Here is a 14,135-nt window from a genome sequence, read left to right on the forward strand (position 1 = left end):
TTCTAATATCTGCGAAAAGCGGTGGGTTCGCCCACTGCGCCAGCGACATAACGAGCCCTTGTCACCGACAGGGGCTCTTTTGCTGTGGCCATGTGATGGGCGTTGGCGTGGATGATCGTCGCTCCGTCCAGCATCATCGCCACATGGCCCTTCCAGAACACCAGGTCGCCGCGGCGCAGGTCGCCTTCGGCCACCGCGGTTCCGGCCTGCGCCTGCTGGTCGGTGTCGCGCGGCAGGGCGATCCCGCAGGCGCCGAACGCCTGCAAGGTCAGGCCCGAGCAGTCCAGCCCCAGGCTCTCGCGCCCTCCCCAGAGATAGGGCGCCCCGAGATAGAGCTCGGCGACGCCGGCGGGGTCGGCCGCGAAGGCGCCGATCGGGGCCAGGTGATCCTCGACGAACCAGCCGGCGCCGGCCGCCCTGGCGAAACGCCCCTGCCGCGCCTCGATGCGCAGCAGGCTTCCGAGGCTGTAGGGGCCGAGGGCGCGGGTCTTGATGCTGGGCTCGGCGAAGGCGTAGGTGCGGACCGCAGAAACCTTCACATCCGGGGCGCCATCGGCAGGTTTAAGCGCCGCCGATTCCACAAACCCGACATAGCCGTCGCGGCGGGCCTGCCCCCAGGCGAAGCCGCCGGTCTCGTCGAGCACGTCGAACCCTTCTCCGAAAAGGAGTTGGTCCATCTGCTCGGCGTCGGGCGACGGATCGCGCCGGATCGCCGCCGCGGGCGCGGCGCAGGCGTATCGGCGCCTATCGGCATAGCGATCGGCCGTGACGATAGCCTCCAGGTCGCGGGCGGCGAGGTCGCCGCGGGCCAGGACGACGCGCGGATCCAGGCTCATGCGAAGCGGCCCGCGATCATCCGGTAGAGGGCGCGGATCGACTGCACCTCGCCGCCCGAGGGCCAGCCGGGCCGGCCGCGCGGGTTCCAGGCGAAGATGTCGAAATGCGCCCACGGACCGGCGGGCGCGAACTTCTGGAGAAACAGGGCCGCGGTGACCGAGCCGGCCTGGGCCCAGGCGTCGGAATCGTTCTTCACGTCGGCGACGTCGCTGTCGATCGAGTCGACGTAGCCCTTCCACAGCGGCATGCGCCACATCGGGTCATCGACCTCCTTCATGGCGGTCTCGATCTGGCCGGCCAGTTCCTCGTCGTCGGTGTAGTAGGGCGGCAGCTGCGGCCCCAGCGCCATGCGCGCGGCCCCGGTCAGCGTCGCGAGGTCGAAGGTCAGGGCCGGCTCCAGCTCGCCCGCCCGGGTCAGGGCGTCGGCGAGGATCAACCGACCCTCGGCGTCGGTGTTGCCAACCTCGATGGTCAGGCCCTTGCGGCTGGCGAGCACGTCGCCGGGGCGCATGGCGTCGCCCGAGATGGCGTTCTCGACCACCGGCACGAGGATCGCCAGACGGACCGGCAGGTTCGCCGCCATCACCATCCGGCCGAGCGCGAGGGCGTGGGCGGCGCCGCCCATGTCCTTCTTCATGTTGCGCATGCCGGCCGAGGGTTTGATGTCGAGGCCGCCGGTGTCGAAAACCACGCCTTTGCCGACCAGGGCGACCAGCGGCTTGCCCGCCTGCCCCCACTGGATTTCGATCATTCGCGGCGCGCGCTCGGGAACCGCCGCCCGACCGACCGCATGGACCGCCGGATAATTCGCCTCCAGCAGGCCCTCGCCGGTGGTGACGGTGATGGTCGCGCCATACTGCTCGGCGATCTCGCGGGCAATGGTCTCGATCTGCAGGGGGCCCATATCGCTGGCCGGAGTGTTGACCATGTCGCGGGCCAGGGCGCAGGCGTGGGCGATCTGGCGCGCCTCGGAGAGGTCGACGCCCTCGAACACCAGACGCGGGCGGCTCTCGCCCTTCTTCTTGTATCGGTCGAAGCGGTAGCTCCCCAGCGCGAAGGCCAGGGCGATCTGGTCGGGGGCGATCGCAGCCGGGGCCGAGGCGATGCGGTAGTCGCCGGGCGGCAGCTTGGCCGCCAGGGCGCGGAAGCCCTGGGCCTGCGCCCGCTCGCCCAGGCCGTAGAGCACCCGGTCCATGCCGCCGGCGGTGTCGGGCACGACCAGGAGCTGGCCGGCCTTGCCCTTGAACTCAGAGAGGGCTGCAAAGCCCTTCACGAAAGCCGCACGGCCCTCGAGGAAAGCGGCGGTCTCGCTTTCGAGCAGGGCGTGGACGGGGACGACGGCGCCCTCGGCATGATCGACGACGACTTCGCTCATGGAGTCCTCCAGCCCGCCGGATGGCGGAAAATTATGCTTAACGCTTCCTTTAAGCGGGCGGGGGATGCTGGCGGCGCAATCCTCCGGAGCCCGTCTCTCCATGTGTCGCATGTCGCCGCTGGCCGCAACCGCCCTGGGCCTTACCCTCATCGCCTCGCCGGCCCTGGCGTTCGGCAAGCGCGAGCCCGCCAAGCCGCAGGCCGCGCCGGCCGCGGCCCAGACACAGACGGCGGAACCCGCGCCGCGCCGGAAGGCCGCCGCCGAGGAGCGGGCCCGGGTCGCGCGCCTGGACCCGCTGGCGCGGGCGGCGTTCTGGACCAACGAGGCGCAGATCGATCCGGCCGACGCCGAGGCGGGAATCCAGATGGCCGTGGCCATGCGCCAGATGGGCAACTATCCCGAGGCGGTCGCCGCCGCCGACCAGGTGCTGGTCAGCCACCCCAATAATGTCGAGGCCATGCTGGAGATCGCCCGCGCGCATGTGGCGCGCGGCCAGGGCTTCTACGCTATCGAGCCGGCGCGCAAGGCCCAGGCGTTGGCCCCGCGCGACTGGCGCATCCCCTCCCTGCTGGGGGTGGCTTACGAACAGGCGAGCCGGCCGGACGAGGCGCGCGCCGCGCACGAGCAGGCGATCGCGCTCGCCCCGCACAGCGCCGTGGCTTTGAGCAACTACGCTCTGTTCCGGGCCGCCCACGGCGAGACGCGCGAGGCCGAGGCGCTGCTGCGTCAGGCCGCCGCCCTGCCCGACGCCACCATCTCGGTGCGCCAGAACCTGGCGCTGGTGCTGGGCCTGCAGGGCCGGATCGCGGAGGCCGAGCGGCTCGCCCGCCAGGACTTGCCGCCGCAGACCGTCGAAAACAACCTGGCCTGGCTGCGCGCCGCCACTGCGCCCGCCTCGACCGCGAGCGGCGCGGCCGCGACCGCGCGTTCTTGGGAAAGCCTGCGCCAGCCCTAGAGCGAAATCCGATCCGAGCTTTGCTCAGGACGCTTTGAAGCGGAAGCGGCCAGCCAGCCTTCTTCGCGCAGACGGCCGACCCTGGCGCGCGACACCGGCGCCTCCAGTCCGCCCTTGAGCCGCAGCCTGAGGCGGCGGCCGTCCTCGACCACACCGACGATGGCCGAGCGCGCCACCCACCAGGACCGATGGGTCTGCACGCCCTCCAAACCCTTCAGCCCGGCCATGGCCTGGGATAGAGACATCAGCACCAGGGCCGAGCCCTGGGCAGTGTGCACACGGACATAGTGATCCTCCATCCGCAGGCATACGAGGTCGCGGCCCAGCCGGGCAGGCAGGCGGTCGCGCGGGTCGGCCGAACTGGCGTCCGGACCCGCGGGCGCCGGATCGCTGACCGACCGCGTGAACCACAGGACCGCGGCGGTGATCAATGCGCTGACCAGTAGGCATTGGCCGTACCATTCGAGCACGCTCACGCCGCGGACCACCGGCCATAGCCACAGCGCCAGCGCGCGGCTGATGACGGCCGGCAGGATGGCGAGCAGGGCGACCGTCGGCGGCGCCCACAGCCAGAGCGGCGCGCGGCCCCGCGCCAGGGCGGCCAGGCGCGGCAGGCTGAAGCCGAAGGCCAGCCATCCGGACCATAGGCACGCCACCCAATAGGCCACGCGCACCGACGGCGTTCCGTTGAGATAGTTGCCGAACGGGCCGATGACGCCAAGAACCAGCCCGACCGCCGTCGAGACCGCCAAGCCCTTCGCCAGGCCCCAGGTCGTTTGATTTGCGCCCGCTCGCATCGGCCAAGCTTAGCAAAGAGCGCAGCCCGCCCAAACGCGAACCCGTTCGCCCGTTCACGCAGAACCGCTGGCGGGCGGGCCGGCCGGATCGCCAGGAAGTGGGCCCGACACACTGGAGCCCGCATGTCCGTCCTCGCCCTGATCGCCTTCGCCGCCGCCCTCGCCACATCCGAACCGACGCCCGTGACCGCGCCAACGCCGGTCGCGGCGGCCGCGCCGATCGCCTTCTCGCGCCTCTCCGTACCCGACGGGGACGGTCCGGCCATTGAGGCCGGGGTCTGGCTTCCCAAGACGCCGGCCGGACGCCTGCCGCTAGTGGTCATCTCGCACGGCAACGGCGGCGATTTCCGGAGCCATGTCGACACCGCCCAGGCGCTGGCGGAGGCCGGGTTCGCGGTCGCGGCCCTGACCCATACCGGTGACAACTGGCGCGACCAGAGCCGGGCCACCGACGTCGCCAACCGCCCGCGCCAGCTCTCGGTGCTGATCGACTACATGCTCGGCGCGTGGGAAGGGCGCGCCGGACTCGACCCAAAGCGCATCGGCGCCTTCGGATTTTCCGCCGGGGGCGCGAGCGTGCTGATCGCGGCCGGCGGCAAGCCGGACCTGGGGCGCGTCGCCGAACACTGCCGAGCCCGTCCGGGATTCTATGACTGCCGGCTGATCAGCCCCGATCAGCACCGGATCTGGAGCCAGGCCGCGAGCACGTCCTGGCGCAGCGACCGGCGGATCAAGGCCCTGGTTGTCGCCGCCCCGGCGCTGGGCTTCACCTTCACCGAGGCCGGGCTCGCGGACGTCCGTCAGCCGGTGCAGCTCTGGCAGGCCGAGGCCGACAGCATTCTGCCGGCCCCGTTCTATGTCGAACCTGTGCGCGCGGCCCTGCCCACGCCGCCGGAATTCCATCGCGTCGAAGGGGCCGCCCATTTCGACTTCCTGACCCCCTGCACCCCGCAGTTGGCCAAGGTCGCCCCGGCGATCTGCGCACCGACGCCCGGCTTCGATCGGACGGCGTTCCACGAGTCCTTCAACCGCGAGGTCACGCGCTTCTTCGTCGGAACGCTCTGAGCGGGCCGCTCAATCCCCAGCGAAGGCCAGACCGCGGCAGGCCAGTTCCTCGACAAGGATGCGGAACGTCTTCGGGCCGACGCCATGGATCGACAGCAGCGTCGCGCGGCCGACGGCGGACGAGAACTCGGTGGGCGAAGCGGCTGTGTCGGCCACGCTCAACGGCCCTCCAGCGCGGCCTTGTTGCGCGCGTGAATCTCGTCGGCTTCGGGCGTCATGGCGTAGTCGAAGTCCTCCAGCTCGTAGACCGGGCGGATTTCGATCTCGCTGGGGCCCGGCATGGGGTTGGGACAGCGTTTCACCCAGGCGACCGCCTCGTCCATGTCCTTGACCTGCCAGAGCCAGTAGCCGGCGACCAGCTCCTTGGTCTCGGCGAAAGGACCATCGATCACCGTGCGGGTGTCGCCGTCGAAGGCGACCCGCTTGCCGAGCGACGAGGGCTTCAGCCCGTCGCCGCCCTGCATGATCCCGGCGGCGATCAGTTCCTCGTTGTAGCGGCCCATGGCTTCCAGCAGGTCGCCCGTCGCCGGGTGGCCCGCTTCGCTGTCCACGGTCGCCTTCACAAACACCACCACGCGCATCGTCTTTCCTCCGGCTGGCTGGGGCCTCGCGCCCATTTCCCCAAGAACGAACGAGGCGGCCGCGATCCGACAAGACCGCGGCGAAAAAATCGCTCGCCTTCAAGAGTCGGCGATCCGGTCGAGGCCGCGCAGGTCGAAGATCTCGATACGAGCGTAGTCGCGACGCAGAAGCCCCTGGCGCTGCAGGTCGCCCAGCACGAGATTGACGGTCTTGCGGCTGAGGCCGGTCAGTTCGGCCAGCGCCTGCTGGCTGAGGCTAAGCACCGCCGGGGGACGGCGGGCGCGGGCATAGGAGGCCAGCCGCGCGGCGATCCGCTGGCGCGGCGGCAGGGCGACGACGTCGGCGGCCATCTGCATGGCGCCGCGCAGCTGGCGATAGACCACCGCGGCCACCGCCTGCCAGACGTCGGGGCGGTCGCGGGCGATGCGCATCAGGCCGGCGTCGGAGATTCGCAGGACCAGGCTCGGCTCGGCGCAGACCGCGGTGGCCAGGCGCGGCCCGCCGCCGAACCGCATGGCCTGGCCCACCGCCGCCCCAGGGCCGGCGTGGCCGATGCGGACTTCGCGGTCGCCGGGCGCCTGGCAATAGAGGTCGACGGCGCCCTCGATCACCACCGTCAGCCCAGTCTCCTCGTCCCCTTCCGCCTGGGCCCACTGACCCGCCGCCAGGCGCGACAGACGGCCTTCCGCGAGCAGCGCCTCGGCGAGCCCGGCCGGATAGGGCGTGAGCCAACGGGCCTCGCGCAACAGGGCCAGGGCGGTCATCTCGTCAGAGGTCATGGGAAAATTGTAACCTTGGTTACAATCCTGCGAAAGCCGGCGCGCAAGGCTGGGACAAGGACAACACCGCTAGGGAGGCGACCATGACCGCCAGCGTGCGCGAAACCGACGGCTGCGGAGCCGAGATCGTCGACATCGCCGTGGCCCGCGCCAGCGACCGGGACATCGAGCTGATCCGCCAGGCCGTGTTCGACCGGGGCGTCGCCTTCCTGCACGGGCAGAACCTGACGCCCGAAGAGCACATCGCTTTCGCCGAGAAGATCGGGCCGATCGTGGTCAACCGCTACTTCCCGCCGTCGGAGAAGTACCCGCAGATCGCCAAGGTCGAGAAGACCGAGGAACAGACCACCAATATCGGCGGCGGCTGGCACACCGACCACAGCTACGACCAGGCGCCGGCCATGGGCTCGGTGCTGCTGGCCGTGGAGACCCCGCCGACCGGCGGCGACACCCAGTTCGCCAACATGTACGCCGCCTACGACGCGCTGTCGGACGGCATGAAGGAGACGCTGGGATCACTGCGCGCCCTGCACGCCAGCGAGCACATCTATGGGGTCGACGGCGTCTACGGGAAGACCGACCAGGCGCATCTGGCCGGAAAGACCGACACGCCCAGCGCGGTGCATCCGGTGGTCATCACCCATCCGGGCAGCGGCAAGAAGGCGCTCTATGTGAATCCGGCCTTCACGATCTGCTTCGACGGCTGGAGCGTCGAGGAGAGCCGCCCGCTGCTGACCTATCTCTACCAGCACGCGGTCAAGCCGCAGTTCACGACCCGGTTCTCCTGGAAGCCCGGCTCGATGGCCATCTGGGACAACCGCGCCACTTGGCACCTGGCGATGAACGACTATCAGGGCCATCGCCGGCTGATGCACCGCATCACCATCGCCGGGGGACCGCTGGCGGCCTGAGCGGCGGTCGGGCCGTCCCGACGCGTGTCCGGACAAAGCTTGGCTTGCAATCGCCGCGCGCGGACGGCCATCTGGCGCCATGAACACGACCGCTGACGCACCCAAGAAATCCGCCGGCCAGGAACTGAAGGAGATTCTCTCCACCGTGCTCACCGCGCTGGCCATCGCGCTGGTGCTGCGGGTGGCGCTGTTCCAGCCCTTCACCATCCCGTCGTCCTCGATGGAGCCGGGGCTGGTGACCGGCGACTACATCATCGTTTCGAAGTTCAGCTACGGCTGGAGCTACGCCTCGTTCCCCCTGCTGCCGCCGATGGGCAAGGGCCGGGTGTTCGGCGAAGGGCCCAAGCGCGGCGACGTGGTGGTGTTCCACCTACCCTCGGATTCGCGCAAGGACCTGATCAAGCGCGTGGTCGGCCTGCCCGGCGACCGGGTGCGGGTGCTGGGCGGGGTGCTGTTCGTGAACGACAAGGCGATCCCGCGGGTGGTGGACGGCCCCGGCTACGATCACGACGATCCGGAGCAGCAGGTCACCCAGATCCTGGAATCCAAGCCGGACGGCTCGCGCTACGTGACCTTCGACCGCGGCCCTGGCCGGCCGATGGACGACACCGACACCTATGTCGTGCCGGACGGCCACTACTTCATGATGGGCGACAACCGCGACAACTCGCTGGACAGCCGGTTTCCGCCCGAGGTCGGCGGCGTGGGCTTCGTGCCGGTCGAGAACATCGTCGGCAAGGCCCAGATCGTGCTGATGTCGTGGAAGGCCGGATCGTCGCTGTTCAAGCCGTGGACCTGGCTCAATCTGGACGGCGACCGCTTCTTCAAGCCGATTTCCTGAAGTCTCAGCGGCGCAGCAGCTCGTCGAGACTGACCGCGCCGTCGTGATTGCGGTCGAGGCTGGCGAACTCGGCCAGACTGACCACCCCATCGTGATCGAGGTCGAAGCGGCCGAAGCCGCTGCGATCCACCTGGCCGGCCAGGGACGGCAGGGCCGTGGCCCCGACCGCCAGGGCCGCGGCGGCGGCGAGGGCCATCTTCAGCCGGCTGCGGCGCGGACGGGCCGGCTTCGGCGCGACGGGCGACGGCGGAGCGACCTGAGCTTCGATGAAGCCGCGCAGGGCCTCGCTGGCGCTGACGCCATCGGCCTTGCAGCGGGCCATGAACGCCTGCTTGGCCGCATAGGGAATACGGATCTCTAGGGTTTCGCTCTTCTTCGGCGGCCGGGTCATGGTCTTGCCTGGGAACTGGACAGGGCGGCAATGAAGCCGGTTTCGGCGCCGAAGGACAGTGAACTCTTGGCCATGCGCGCGGCGCGTTTTCCGGCCGCCGGCGGCGGTGTAGACTGGCGGTTCGAAGCCTCGGAACGTCTCATGCGAAAGCCCGCCCTCGCCCTCGCCGCCCTGTTCGCCCTCGCCGTCCCGGCGGCCGCCCAGCAAGGGCCGCGCACGGAACGCGTCCAGTTCGCGCCGGGCGCCTCGGCCAAGGCGGTGAGCGGATCGATCAAGGGCTACGGCGCGATCGATTACCTCGTCTCCGCCAAGGCCGGCCAGACGCTGAGCGTGAAGCTGAAGACCAGCAACGCCTCGAACTATTTCAACGTCACCGGGCCGGGCGCGGACGCGGCGCTGTTCGTCGGCTCGACCTCAGGCGGGGACTACAGCGGCGTGCTGTCCGCCAGCGGCGACTACAAGGTCAGCGTCTATCTGATGCGCAACGCCGCGCGCCGGGGCGAAAGCGCGAAATACACCCTGACCGTCGCGGTCAAGTAGCGGCCCGTCAGCCGCCCGCCGCGCCCGCCGCCATCAGGTCGCGCACCTTCAGGGCGGCCGGCCCGAGGATGACGATGAACAGCACCGGCAGGAAGAAGACGATCATCGGCACGGTCAGCTTGGCCGGCAGTTGCGCCGCCTTCTTCTCGGCCGCGGCCAGACGCATGTCGCGGTTTTCCTTGGCCATCACCCGCAGGGCCGCGCCGAGCGGGGTCCCGTAGCGCTCGGCCTGGATCATGGCGGTCATGACCGACTTGATGCCGGGGTGGTTGGTCCGCCGGGCCAAGCCCTCGTAGGCCATGCGCCGCTCGGGCAGGTAGGAGATCTCGGCCGTCAGCAGGGTGAGCTCCTCGGCCAGCTCGATCGAGTTGCCGCCGATCTCCTGGCTGACCTTCTGGATCGCCGCCTCGATGGACATGCCGCTCTCGACGCAGATCAGCAGCAGGTCGAGGGCGTCGGGAAAGGCGCCGACGATCGAGTCGCGGCGCTTCTGGGCCATGTTGCTGATGAACAGGTTCGGCGCGTAGTAGCCGGCCGTGAGGCCCGCCACCGAGAACGCCACCCGGGTCATGGCCGGAAGCCCGAAGTCGTTGATGAAGAACAGGTAGAGCGCGGTCAGGGCCGCAAAGACGAAGGGCAGGACGAAGCGGAAGAAGTAGAAGGTCGAGACCGGCCGCGGGCCGCGGTAGCCGGCCTGGGCCAGCTTGTCGACGACCTGGGGATCCTCCAGCAGGCGCGATAGCTGCAGCCGCTCCACGACCTTCTTGTAGAGCCCCTCGTCGACATGACGCAGGCTGCCGGGCTGGGCCGCCCCGCCCTTGGCCAGGGCTTCGCGGGACTTGCGGCGCAGCTCCTCGCGCCGGGTCGAGACCGACTTCAGCCGCGCCTCCAGGCTGCTGCGGTTCATCATCGGCGTGACGATCGTCATGATCGTCGCGAAGCACAGCACGGCCACGAAGGCCGCGAGGAGGTTGGCCGGGTTGGTGAGGATCTCGACCATGCGTCAGAGCCGGAAATTGATCATCTTGCGCATCGAGAGCACGCCCAGCGTCATCCAGAACGCGCCGATCATCAGCATGATATGGCCGCGGGGATCGGTGAACAGCGGGCGCATATAGTCGGGCGCGGTCAGGAAGATCAGGCCCGCGACCGCCGGCGGCAGCGAGCCGATGATGCCCGCCGAGGCGACCGCTTCGGCCGACAGCGCCTTGACCTTCTCGCGCATCAGCTTGCGCGAGCGGATGACGGTCGAGAGGTTGCCCAGGGCCTCGGCCAGGTTGCCGCCAGTCTTGGCCTGGATGGCCAGCACGATGGCGAAGAACCGAACCTCGGGGGTCGGCATCTCGTCGTGCATCTTCTCGAGCGCCTGGTCGATGGTCATGCCCATGCCGATGCTCTCGACCAGGCGGTTGAACTGGCTGGCGAGCGGCTCGGGCGCCTCGCGGCCGATGACCCGCAGGCTGTCGTGCACCGGCAGGCCGGACTTGATGCCCCGCACCACGATGTCCATGGCGTCGGGAAAGGCTTCGGTGAACTTCTTGATGCGCTTGGCGCCCAGGGACCCCACGACCCAGCGCGGCAGGCCGAGACCGGCGGCGAAGGCCAGGCCCAGTCCGATCAGCGGCGACTGGCCGAGCACCAGCACCATCAGCAGCACGAAGACCGCGAGGCCCCCGCTGATCATCCAGAAGGTCGAGACCTTCATGCTGAGGCCGGCCTGCTTGATCTTGGCCTCGATCGTGACCCGGGCCTTCTTGCTCTCGCGGTCCTGGTCCTTGAGGGTCTTGAGGATCTGCTTGCGCCGCTGCTCCTGGGCGCTGGCGGCCGGGCGGCGGCGGCTGGCCTCGCGGGCCTCCGCGCCGCCGGCGATCACTTGGGCGCGCTTGAGGGTCTTGGCGTCGGCGCCGCCCGGCGTGGTCAGGACGAAGCCGAGGCCGGCGATGACGATGAAGCCGAGTACGGCGACCAGGAGGGTGGCGAGCATCCCTTACTCCGCCGCGTCCAGAGCTTCGGCGAGCTCGCGCTCGAGGCCGTAGTACCGGGCGCGATCCCAGAAGCGCGGACGGGCGATGCCGGTCGAACGGTGGCGGCCCATGACCCGGCCCTCGGCGTCGTCGCCGCTGATCTCGTAGACGAACAGGTCCTGGGTGATGATCACGTCGCCCTCCAGCCCGACCACCTCGGTGATGTGGGTGATCCGGCGCGAGCCGTCGCGCAGGCGCGCGGCCTGGATGATCACGTCGACCGAGCCGACGATCATTTCGCGGATGGTCTTCGAGGGCAGGCCGTAGCCGCCCATGGTGATCATCGATTCCAGGCGGCTGATCGCCTCGCGCGGGCTGTTGGCGTGCAGCGTGCCCATCGAGCCGTCGTGGCCGGTGTTCATGGCCTGGAGGAGGTCGAAGGCCTCCGGGCCGCGGACTTCGCCGACGATAATGCGTTCGGGACGCATCCGCAGGCAGTTCTTGACCAGGTCGCGCATGGTGATCTGGCCCTGGCCTTCCAGGTTCGGCGGCCGGGTTTCGAGGCGCACCACGTGCGGCTGCTGCAGCTGCAGCTCGGCGGCGTCCTCGCAGGTGATGACGCGCTCGGTCGGATCGATGAAGGCCGTCAGGGTGTTGAGCAGGGTGGTCTTGCCCGACCCCGTCCCGCCCGAGATGATGATATTGCATCGGCAGGCGCCGATGACGCCGAGAACCCGGGCCCCTTCGGGACTGATGGAGGCGTACTCCACCAGGTTCTTCATGGTCAGCTTGTCTTTCTTGAACTTCCGGATGGTGAGCGTCGGCCCGTCCAGCGCCAGCGGCGGGGCGATGACGTTCACGCGGCTTCCGTCGGGCAGGCGCGCGTCGCAGATCGGCGAGCTTTCGTCGACCCGGCGGCCGACCTGGCTGACGATCCGCTGGCAGATGTTCATCAGCTGGGCGTTGTCGCGGAAGCGGACATTGGTCAGCTGGACCTTGCCGGCCACTTCGATGAACACCCGGCCAGCGCCATTGACCATGACGTCGGCGATGTCGTCGCGCGCCAGCAGCGGCTCCAGCGGCCCATAGCCGAGAACGTCGTTGATGATGTCCTGGACGAGCGTGTCCTGCTCGGACACCGACATCGACACGTTCTTGATCGCCACCAGCTCGGCGACGATGTCGCGGATCTCTTCGGCGGCCTGCTTGGCGTCGAGCTGGGCGAGCTGCGCCAGGTCGATCGTGTTGATCAGGGCGTTGAAGATCGTGGTCTTGGTGGCGTGATAGTAGTCGCTCTGCTCTCGGACGACCTGGGTCGTGGGCGCGGGCCCCTGGGCCGCACGGAGCTGCTCGAAGGCCATGGTCGGCTTCGGACCGGCGGCGGGCTTGGCGGCCCGCGGCGGCTCGGAGGCCGGCGGCGGCGTCTGGACCGGGGCGGCTGGGGCCTCCGGCGCGGCCGGCTCGATCCGCTGCGGGCGCGTGGCGATGGCCGCTCCCTCCACCACCGGCGGCGGGGCCTGGCGGGGGGCAGGCCCCCCGGTGGCCGTAGGACGCTTGCCGAACATCTACTTCTTCTTGAACAGGCTGGAGAGCAGCGAGGTCTTCTGGACCGCCGGCGGCTCGCGGCGGGCGATCTGCTGAGCCAGGTGGTCAAGCCCCTCGGCCGAGCGCGACTTGGGGCCGACCTCGGCGATCATCTGGCCGTTGTTGGCGGCCTGGCCGAACAGCTTCGGGTCGAAGGGCAGGCAGAGCGCCGGCGTGAGGCCGAGCGCCTCGCCGAAGTCCTTGACCGGGATCTCAGGACGGCCGGGCACACCGACCTGGTTCAGCACCAGGCGGGGCGGCGCGTCGTTGGGCCGGGCGCGGCGCACCAGGTCGATCATGTTCTTTGCGTTGCGCAGCGAGGCGAGGTCGGGCGTGGCCACGATCACCAGGTCGTCCGACGACAGCAGAATCTTGCGCTTCCAGGCCGTCCAGACGTGAGGCAGGTCCAGGACGACGAACGGGGCTGCCGAGCGAATCTTCTGGGTGACCTCCTCGAAGGCCTCGGTCGAGATGTCGTAGTCCCCGTCGAGGGTGGCTGGGGCGGCGAACAGCGACAGCCGCTCGGTGCAGCGCGCCATCATCCGGTCCATCAGCACCGAATCGAGGCGGTCGGGCTGGCTCAGCGCGTCGGCGACGCCCTGTAGCGGATCCTGGTTGAAGTCGAGGCCGGCGGTGCCGAACGGCAGGTCTAGGTCGACCAGCACCGCGCCGGTCTGCAGCCGCTCGGTGATCGAATAGGCGACGTTGTGGGCGATGGTCGAGGCGCCCGCCCCGCCCTTCGCGCCGCAGAAGGCGATCTGGCGGCCCACGAAGGGCGCGGACGGATCGGCGTAAAGGCTGGTGGCCGTGCGCACGATCAGCAGGGGATTGAGCGGCGGAACCAGATACTCGGACACGCCGCGGCGCATCAGTTCGCGATAGAGGGCGATGTCGTTGGCGCCCCCGATGACCACCACCTTGGTGCCGGGATCGCAGACCTCGGCCAGGCGGTCGAGCAGGCCCAGTAACTGGACGCCGGGATCGGCGCTCTCGACCATGACCAGCGAAGGCGTCGCCTGGTTCTGATAGATCTCCACGGCCGCAGCCAGGCCGCCGGTCCGGACGACCACGGTCGCCCGCTCCATCCGCCGGTCGCCGGCCGCCTTCTCGGCGATCTCCGCGGTCTCGGCGCTGACGCAGAAGATGTGGACCGTGATCCGCGGCAGGCTGGCCTCGCCGAACGCGGCCTCGGCCCCGGCGATCATGTCATGGACGGGATTGGCCTCCGCACGCGGCGGCGGCGCATCGAGGCCGAAGGGGTCCTCATCGTGGTCGCCCCCCGTCTCAAGCAGGATCTGCTCGATCGGATCGGGTTTGCGCGACGGCGGCAGATCGGCGAACGGGTCGGATCCGGCGGCCGGCGCCGGGACGCCCGCGAGCGGATCGGCGCCCAAGGGATCAGCCGCGGCGGCGGGTGGCGGCTCGCGCCACGCATTATCGGCGGGCGCGAACTCGTCGTCGGCGTCGAAGTCGGGATCGAAGGGATCGTGACCCTGTTGCGGCTTCATGAAATC

General features: G+C 69.8%; 16 protein-coding genes. 5 read left to right on the plus strand and 11 right to left on the minus strand.

The window, feature by feature from the left end; translation table 11 throughout:
• Positions 1 to 2: 2 nt before the first annotated feature.
• Both ACE3T2_RS06615 and ACE3T2_RS06620 read right to left on the minus strand, forming a co-directional pair.
• Positions 3 to 836 carry a C40 family peptidase gene (locus tag ACE3T2_RS06615; protein ID WP_374655948.1) on the minus strand — a complete coding sequence of 278 codons (834 nt, stop codon included), beginning with the start codon at positions 834 to 836 and terminating at the stop codon, positions 3 to 5.
• Entirely contained in the window at positions 833 to 2,212 is a 1,380-nt protein-coding gene (locus tag ACE3T2_RS06620; RefSeq protein WP_374655950.1) for a M17 family metallopeptidase, read from the minus strand. The genes ACE3T2_RS06615 and ACE3T2_RS06620 overlap by 4 nt, the downstream gene beginning before the upstream one ends.
• Positions 2,213 to 2,312: 100 nt before the next feature.
• Between ACE3T2_RS06620 and ACE3T2_RS06625 the strand changes: the two genes are divergently transcribed.
• Positions 2,313 to 3,167: a tetratricopeptide repeat protein gene (locus ACE3T2_RS06625; RefSeq protein WP_374655952.1), complete on the plus strand. Its 855-nt coding sequence runs from the start codon at positions 2,313 to 2,315 to the stop codon at positions 3,165 to 3,167.
• Here ACE3T2_RS06625 and ACE3T2_RS06630 read toward each other — a convergent pair.
• Positions 3,164 to 3,964: a LytTR family DNA-binding domain-containing protein gene (locus ACE3T2_RS06630; RefSeq protein ID WP_374655954.1), complete on the minus strand. Its 801-nt coding sequence runs from the start codon at positions 3,962 to 3,964 to the stop codon at positions 3,164 to 3,166. The two genes, ACE3T2_RS06625 and ACE3T2_RS06630, sit on opposite strands and share 4 nt — an antisense overlap.
• Positions 3,965 to 4,087: 123 nt before the next feature.
• Here ACE3T2_RS06630 and ACE3T2_RS06635 point away from each other — a divergent pair, with 123 nt between their 5' ends.
• The gene (locus ACE3T2_RS06635; protein ID WP_374655956.1) at positions 4,088 to 5,029 is read left to right on the plus strand and encodes an alpha/beta hydrolase family protein; all 942 of its coding nucleotides are present in this window, start codon (positions 4,088 to 4,090) and stop codon (positions 5,027 to 5,029) included.
• 9 nt (positions 5,030 to 5,038) lie between these two features.
• On the opposite strand, the gene ACE3T2_RS06640 is transcribed toward ACE3T2_RS06635, so the two are convergent.
• The 3 genes from ACE3T2_RS06640 to ACE3T2_RS06650 form a co-directional block, all read right to left on the minus strand.
• A complete protein-coding gene (locus ACE3T2_RS06640; protein WP_374655958.1) occupies positions 5,039 to 5,185 on the minus strand; it encodes a hypothetical protein in 147 nt (48 codons plus the stop codon).
• Positions 5,186 to 5,187: 2 nt separating this feature from the next.
• Positions 5,188 to 5,610 (minus strand): YciI family protein, encoded by a 423-nt coding sequence (locus ACE3T2_RS06645; RefSeq protein ID WP_374655960.1) that lies wholly within the window; start codon positions 5,608 to 5,610, stop codon positions 5,188 to 5,190.
• Between the two features lie 99 nt (positions 5,611 to 5,709).
• On the minus strand, positions 5,710 to 6,390 hold the full coding sequence (locus tag ACE3T2_RS06650) for a Crp/Fnr family transcriptional regulator (protein ID WP_374655962.1): 681 nt from the start codon (positions 6,388 to 6,390) through the stop codon (positions 5,710 to 5,712).
• Between the two features lie 83 nt (positions 6,391 to 6,473).
• Here ACE3T2_RS06650 and ACE3T2_RS06655 point away from each other — a divergent pair, with 83 nt between their 5' ends.
• Positions 6,474 to 7,301, plus strand: a complete 828-nt coding sequence (locus ACE3T2_RS06655; protein ID WP_374655964.1) for a TauD/TfdA dioxygenase family protein — start codon at positions 6,474 to 6,476, stop codon at positions 7,299 to 7,301.
• A 79-nt stretch (positions 7,302 to 7,380) separates the two neighbouring features.
• A complete protein-coding gene (gene lepB / locus ACE3T2_RS06660; RefSeq protein ID WP_374655966.1) occupies positions 7,381 to 8,142 on the plus strand; it encodes a signal peptidase I in 762 nt (253 codons plus the stop codon).
• A gap of 4 nt (positions 8,143 to 8,146) precedes the next feature.
• Here the strand turns inward: lepB and ACE3T2_RS06665 are convergent, their stop codons facing one another.
• Positions 8,147 to 8,533: a hypothetical protein gene (locus tag ACE3T2_RS06665; protein ID WP_374655968.1), complete on the minus strand. Its 387-nt coding sequence runs from the start codon at positions 8,531 to 8,533 to the stop codon at positions 8,147 to 8,149.
• A 141-nt stretch (positions 8,534 to 8,674) separates the two neighbouring features.
• Between ACE3T2_RS06665 and ACE3T2_RS06670 the strand changes: the two genes are divergently transcribed.
• Positions 8,675 to 9,073: a hypothetical protein gene (locus tag ACE3T2_RS06670; RefSeq protein ID WP_374655970.1), complete on the plus strand. Its 399-nt coding sequence runs from the start codon at positions 8,675 to 8,677 to the stop codon at positions 9,071 to 9,073.
• Between the two features lie 7 nt (positions 9,074 to 9,080).
• On the opposite strand, the gene ACE3T2_RS06675 is transcribed toward ACE3T2_RS06670, so the two are convergent.
• From ACE3T2_RS06675 to ACE3T2_RS06690, 4 genes are read right to left on the minus strand one after another with little or no spacing between them, the layout of a single operon-like run.
• Positions 9,081 to 10,073: a type II secretion system F family protein gene (locus ACE3T2_RS06675; protein ID WP_374655972.1), complete on the minus strand. Its 993-nt coding sequence runs from the start codon at positions 10,071 to 10,073 to the stop codon at positions 9,081 to 9,083.
• Between the two features lie 3 nt (positions 10,074 to 10,076).
• On the minus strand, positions 10,077 to 11,057 hold the full coding sequence (locus tag ACE3T2_RS06680) for a type II secretion system F family protein (protein ID WP_374655974.1): 981 nt from the start codon (positions 11,055 to 11,057) through the stop codon (positions 10,077 to 10,079).
• A gap of 3 nt (positions 11,058 to 11,060) precedes the next feature.
• The gene (locus ACE3T2_RS06685; RefSeq protein WP_374655976.1) at positions 11,061 to 12,602 is read right to left on the minus strand and encodes an ATPase, T2SS/T4P/T4SS family; all 1,542 of its coding nucleotides are present in this window, start codon (positions 12,600 to 12,602) and stop codon (positions 11,061 to 11,063) included.
• A complete protein-coding gene (locus ACE3T2_RS06690) occupies positions 12,603 to 14,129 on the minus strand; it encodes a CpaE family protein (RefSeq protein ID WP_374655978.1) in 1,527 nt (508 codons plus the stop codon).
• Between the last annotated feature and the right edge of the window lie 6 nt (positions 14,130 to 14,135).

Source organism: Phenylobacterium sp. (assembly GCF_041919955.1).
GTDB lineage: Bacteria > Pseudomonadota > Alphaproteobacteria > Caulobacterales > Caulobacteraceae > Phenylobacterium.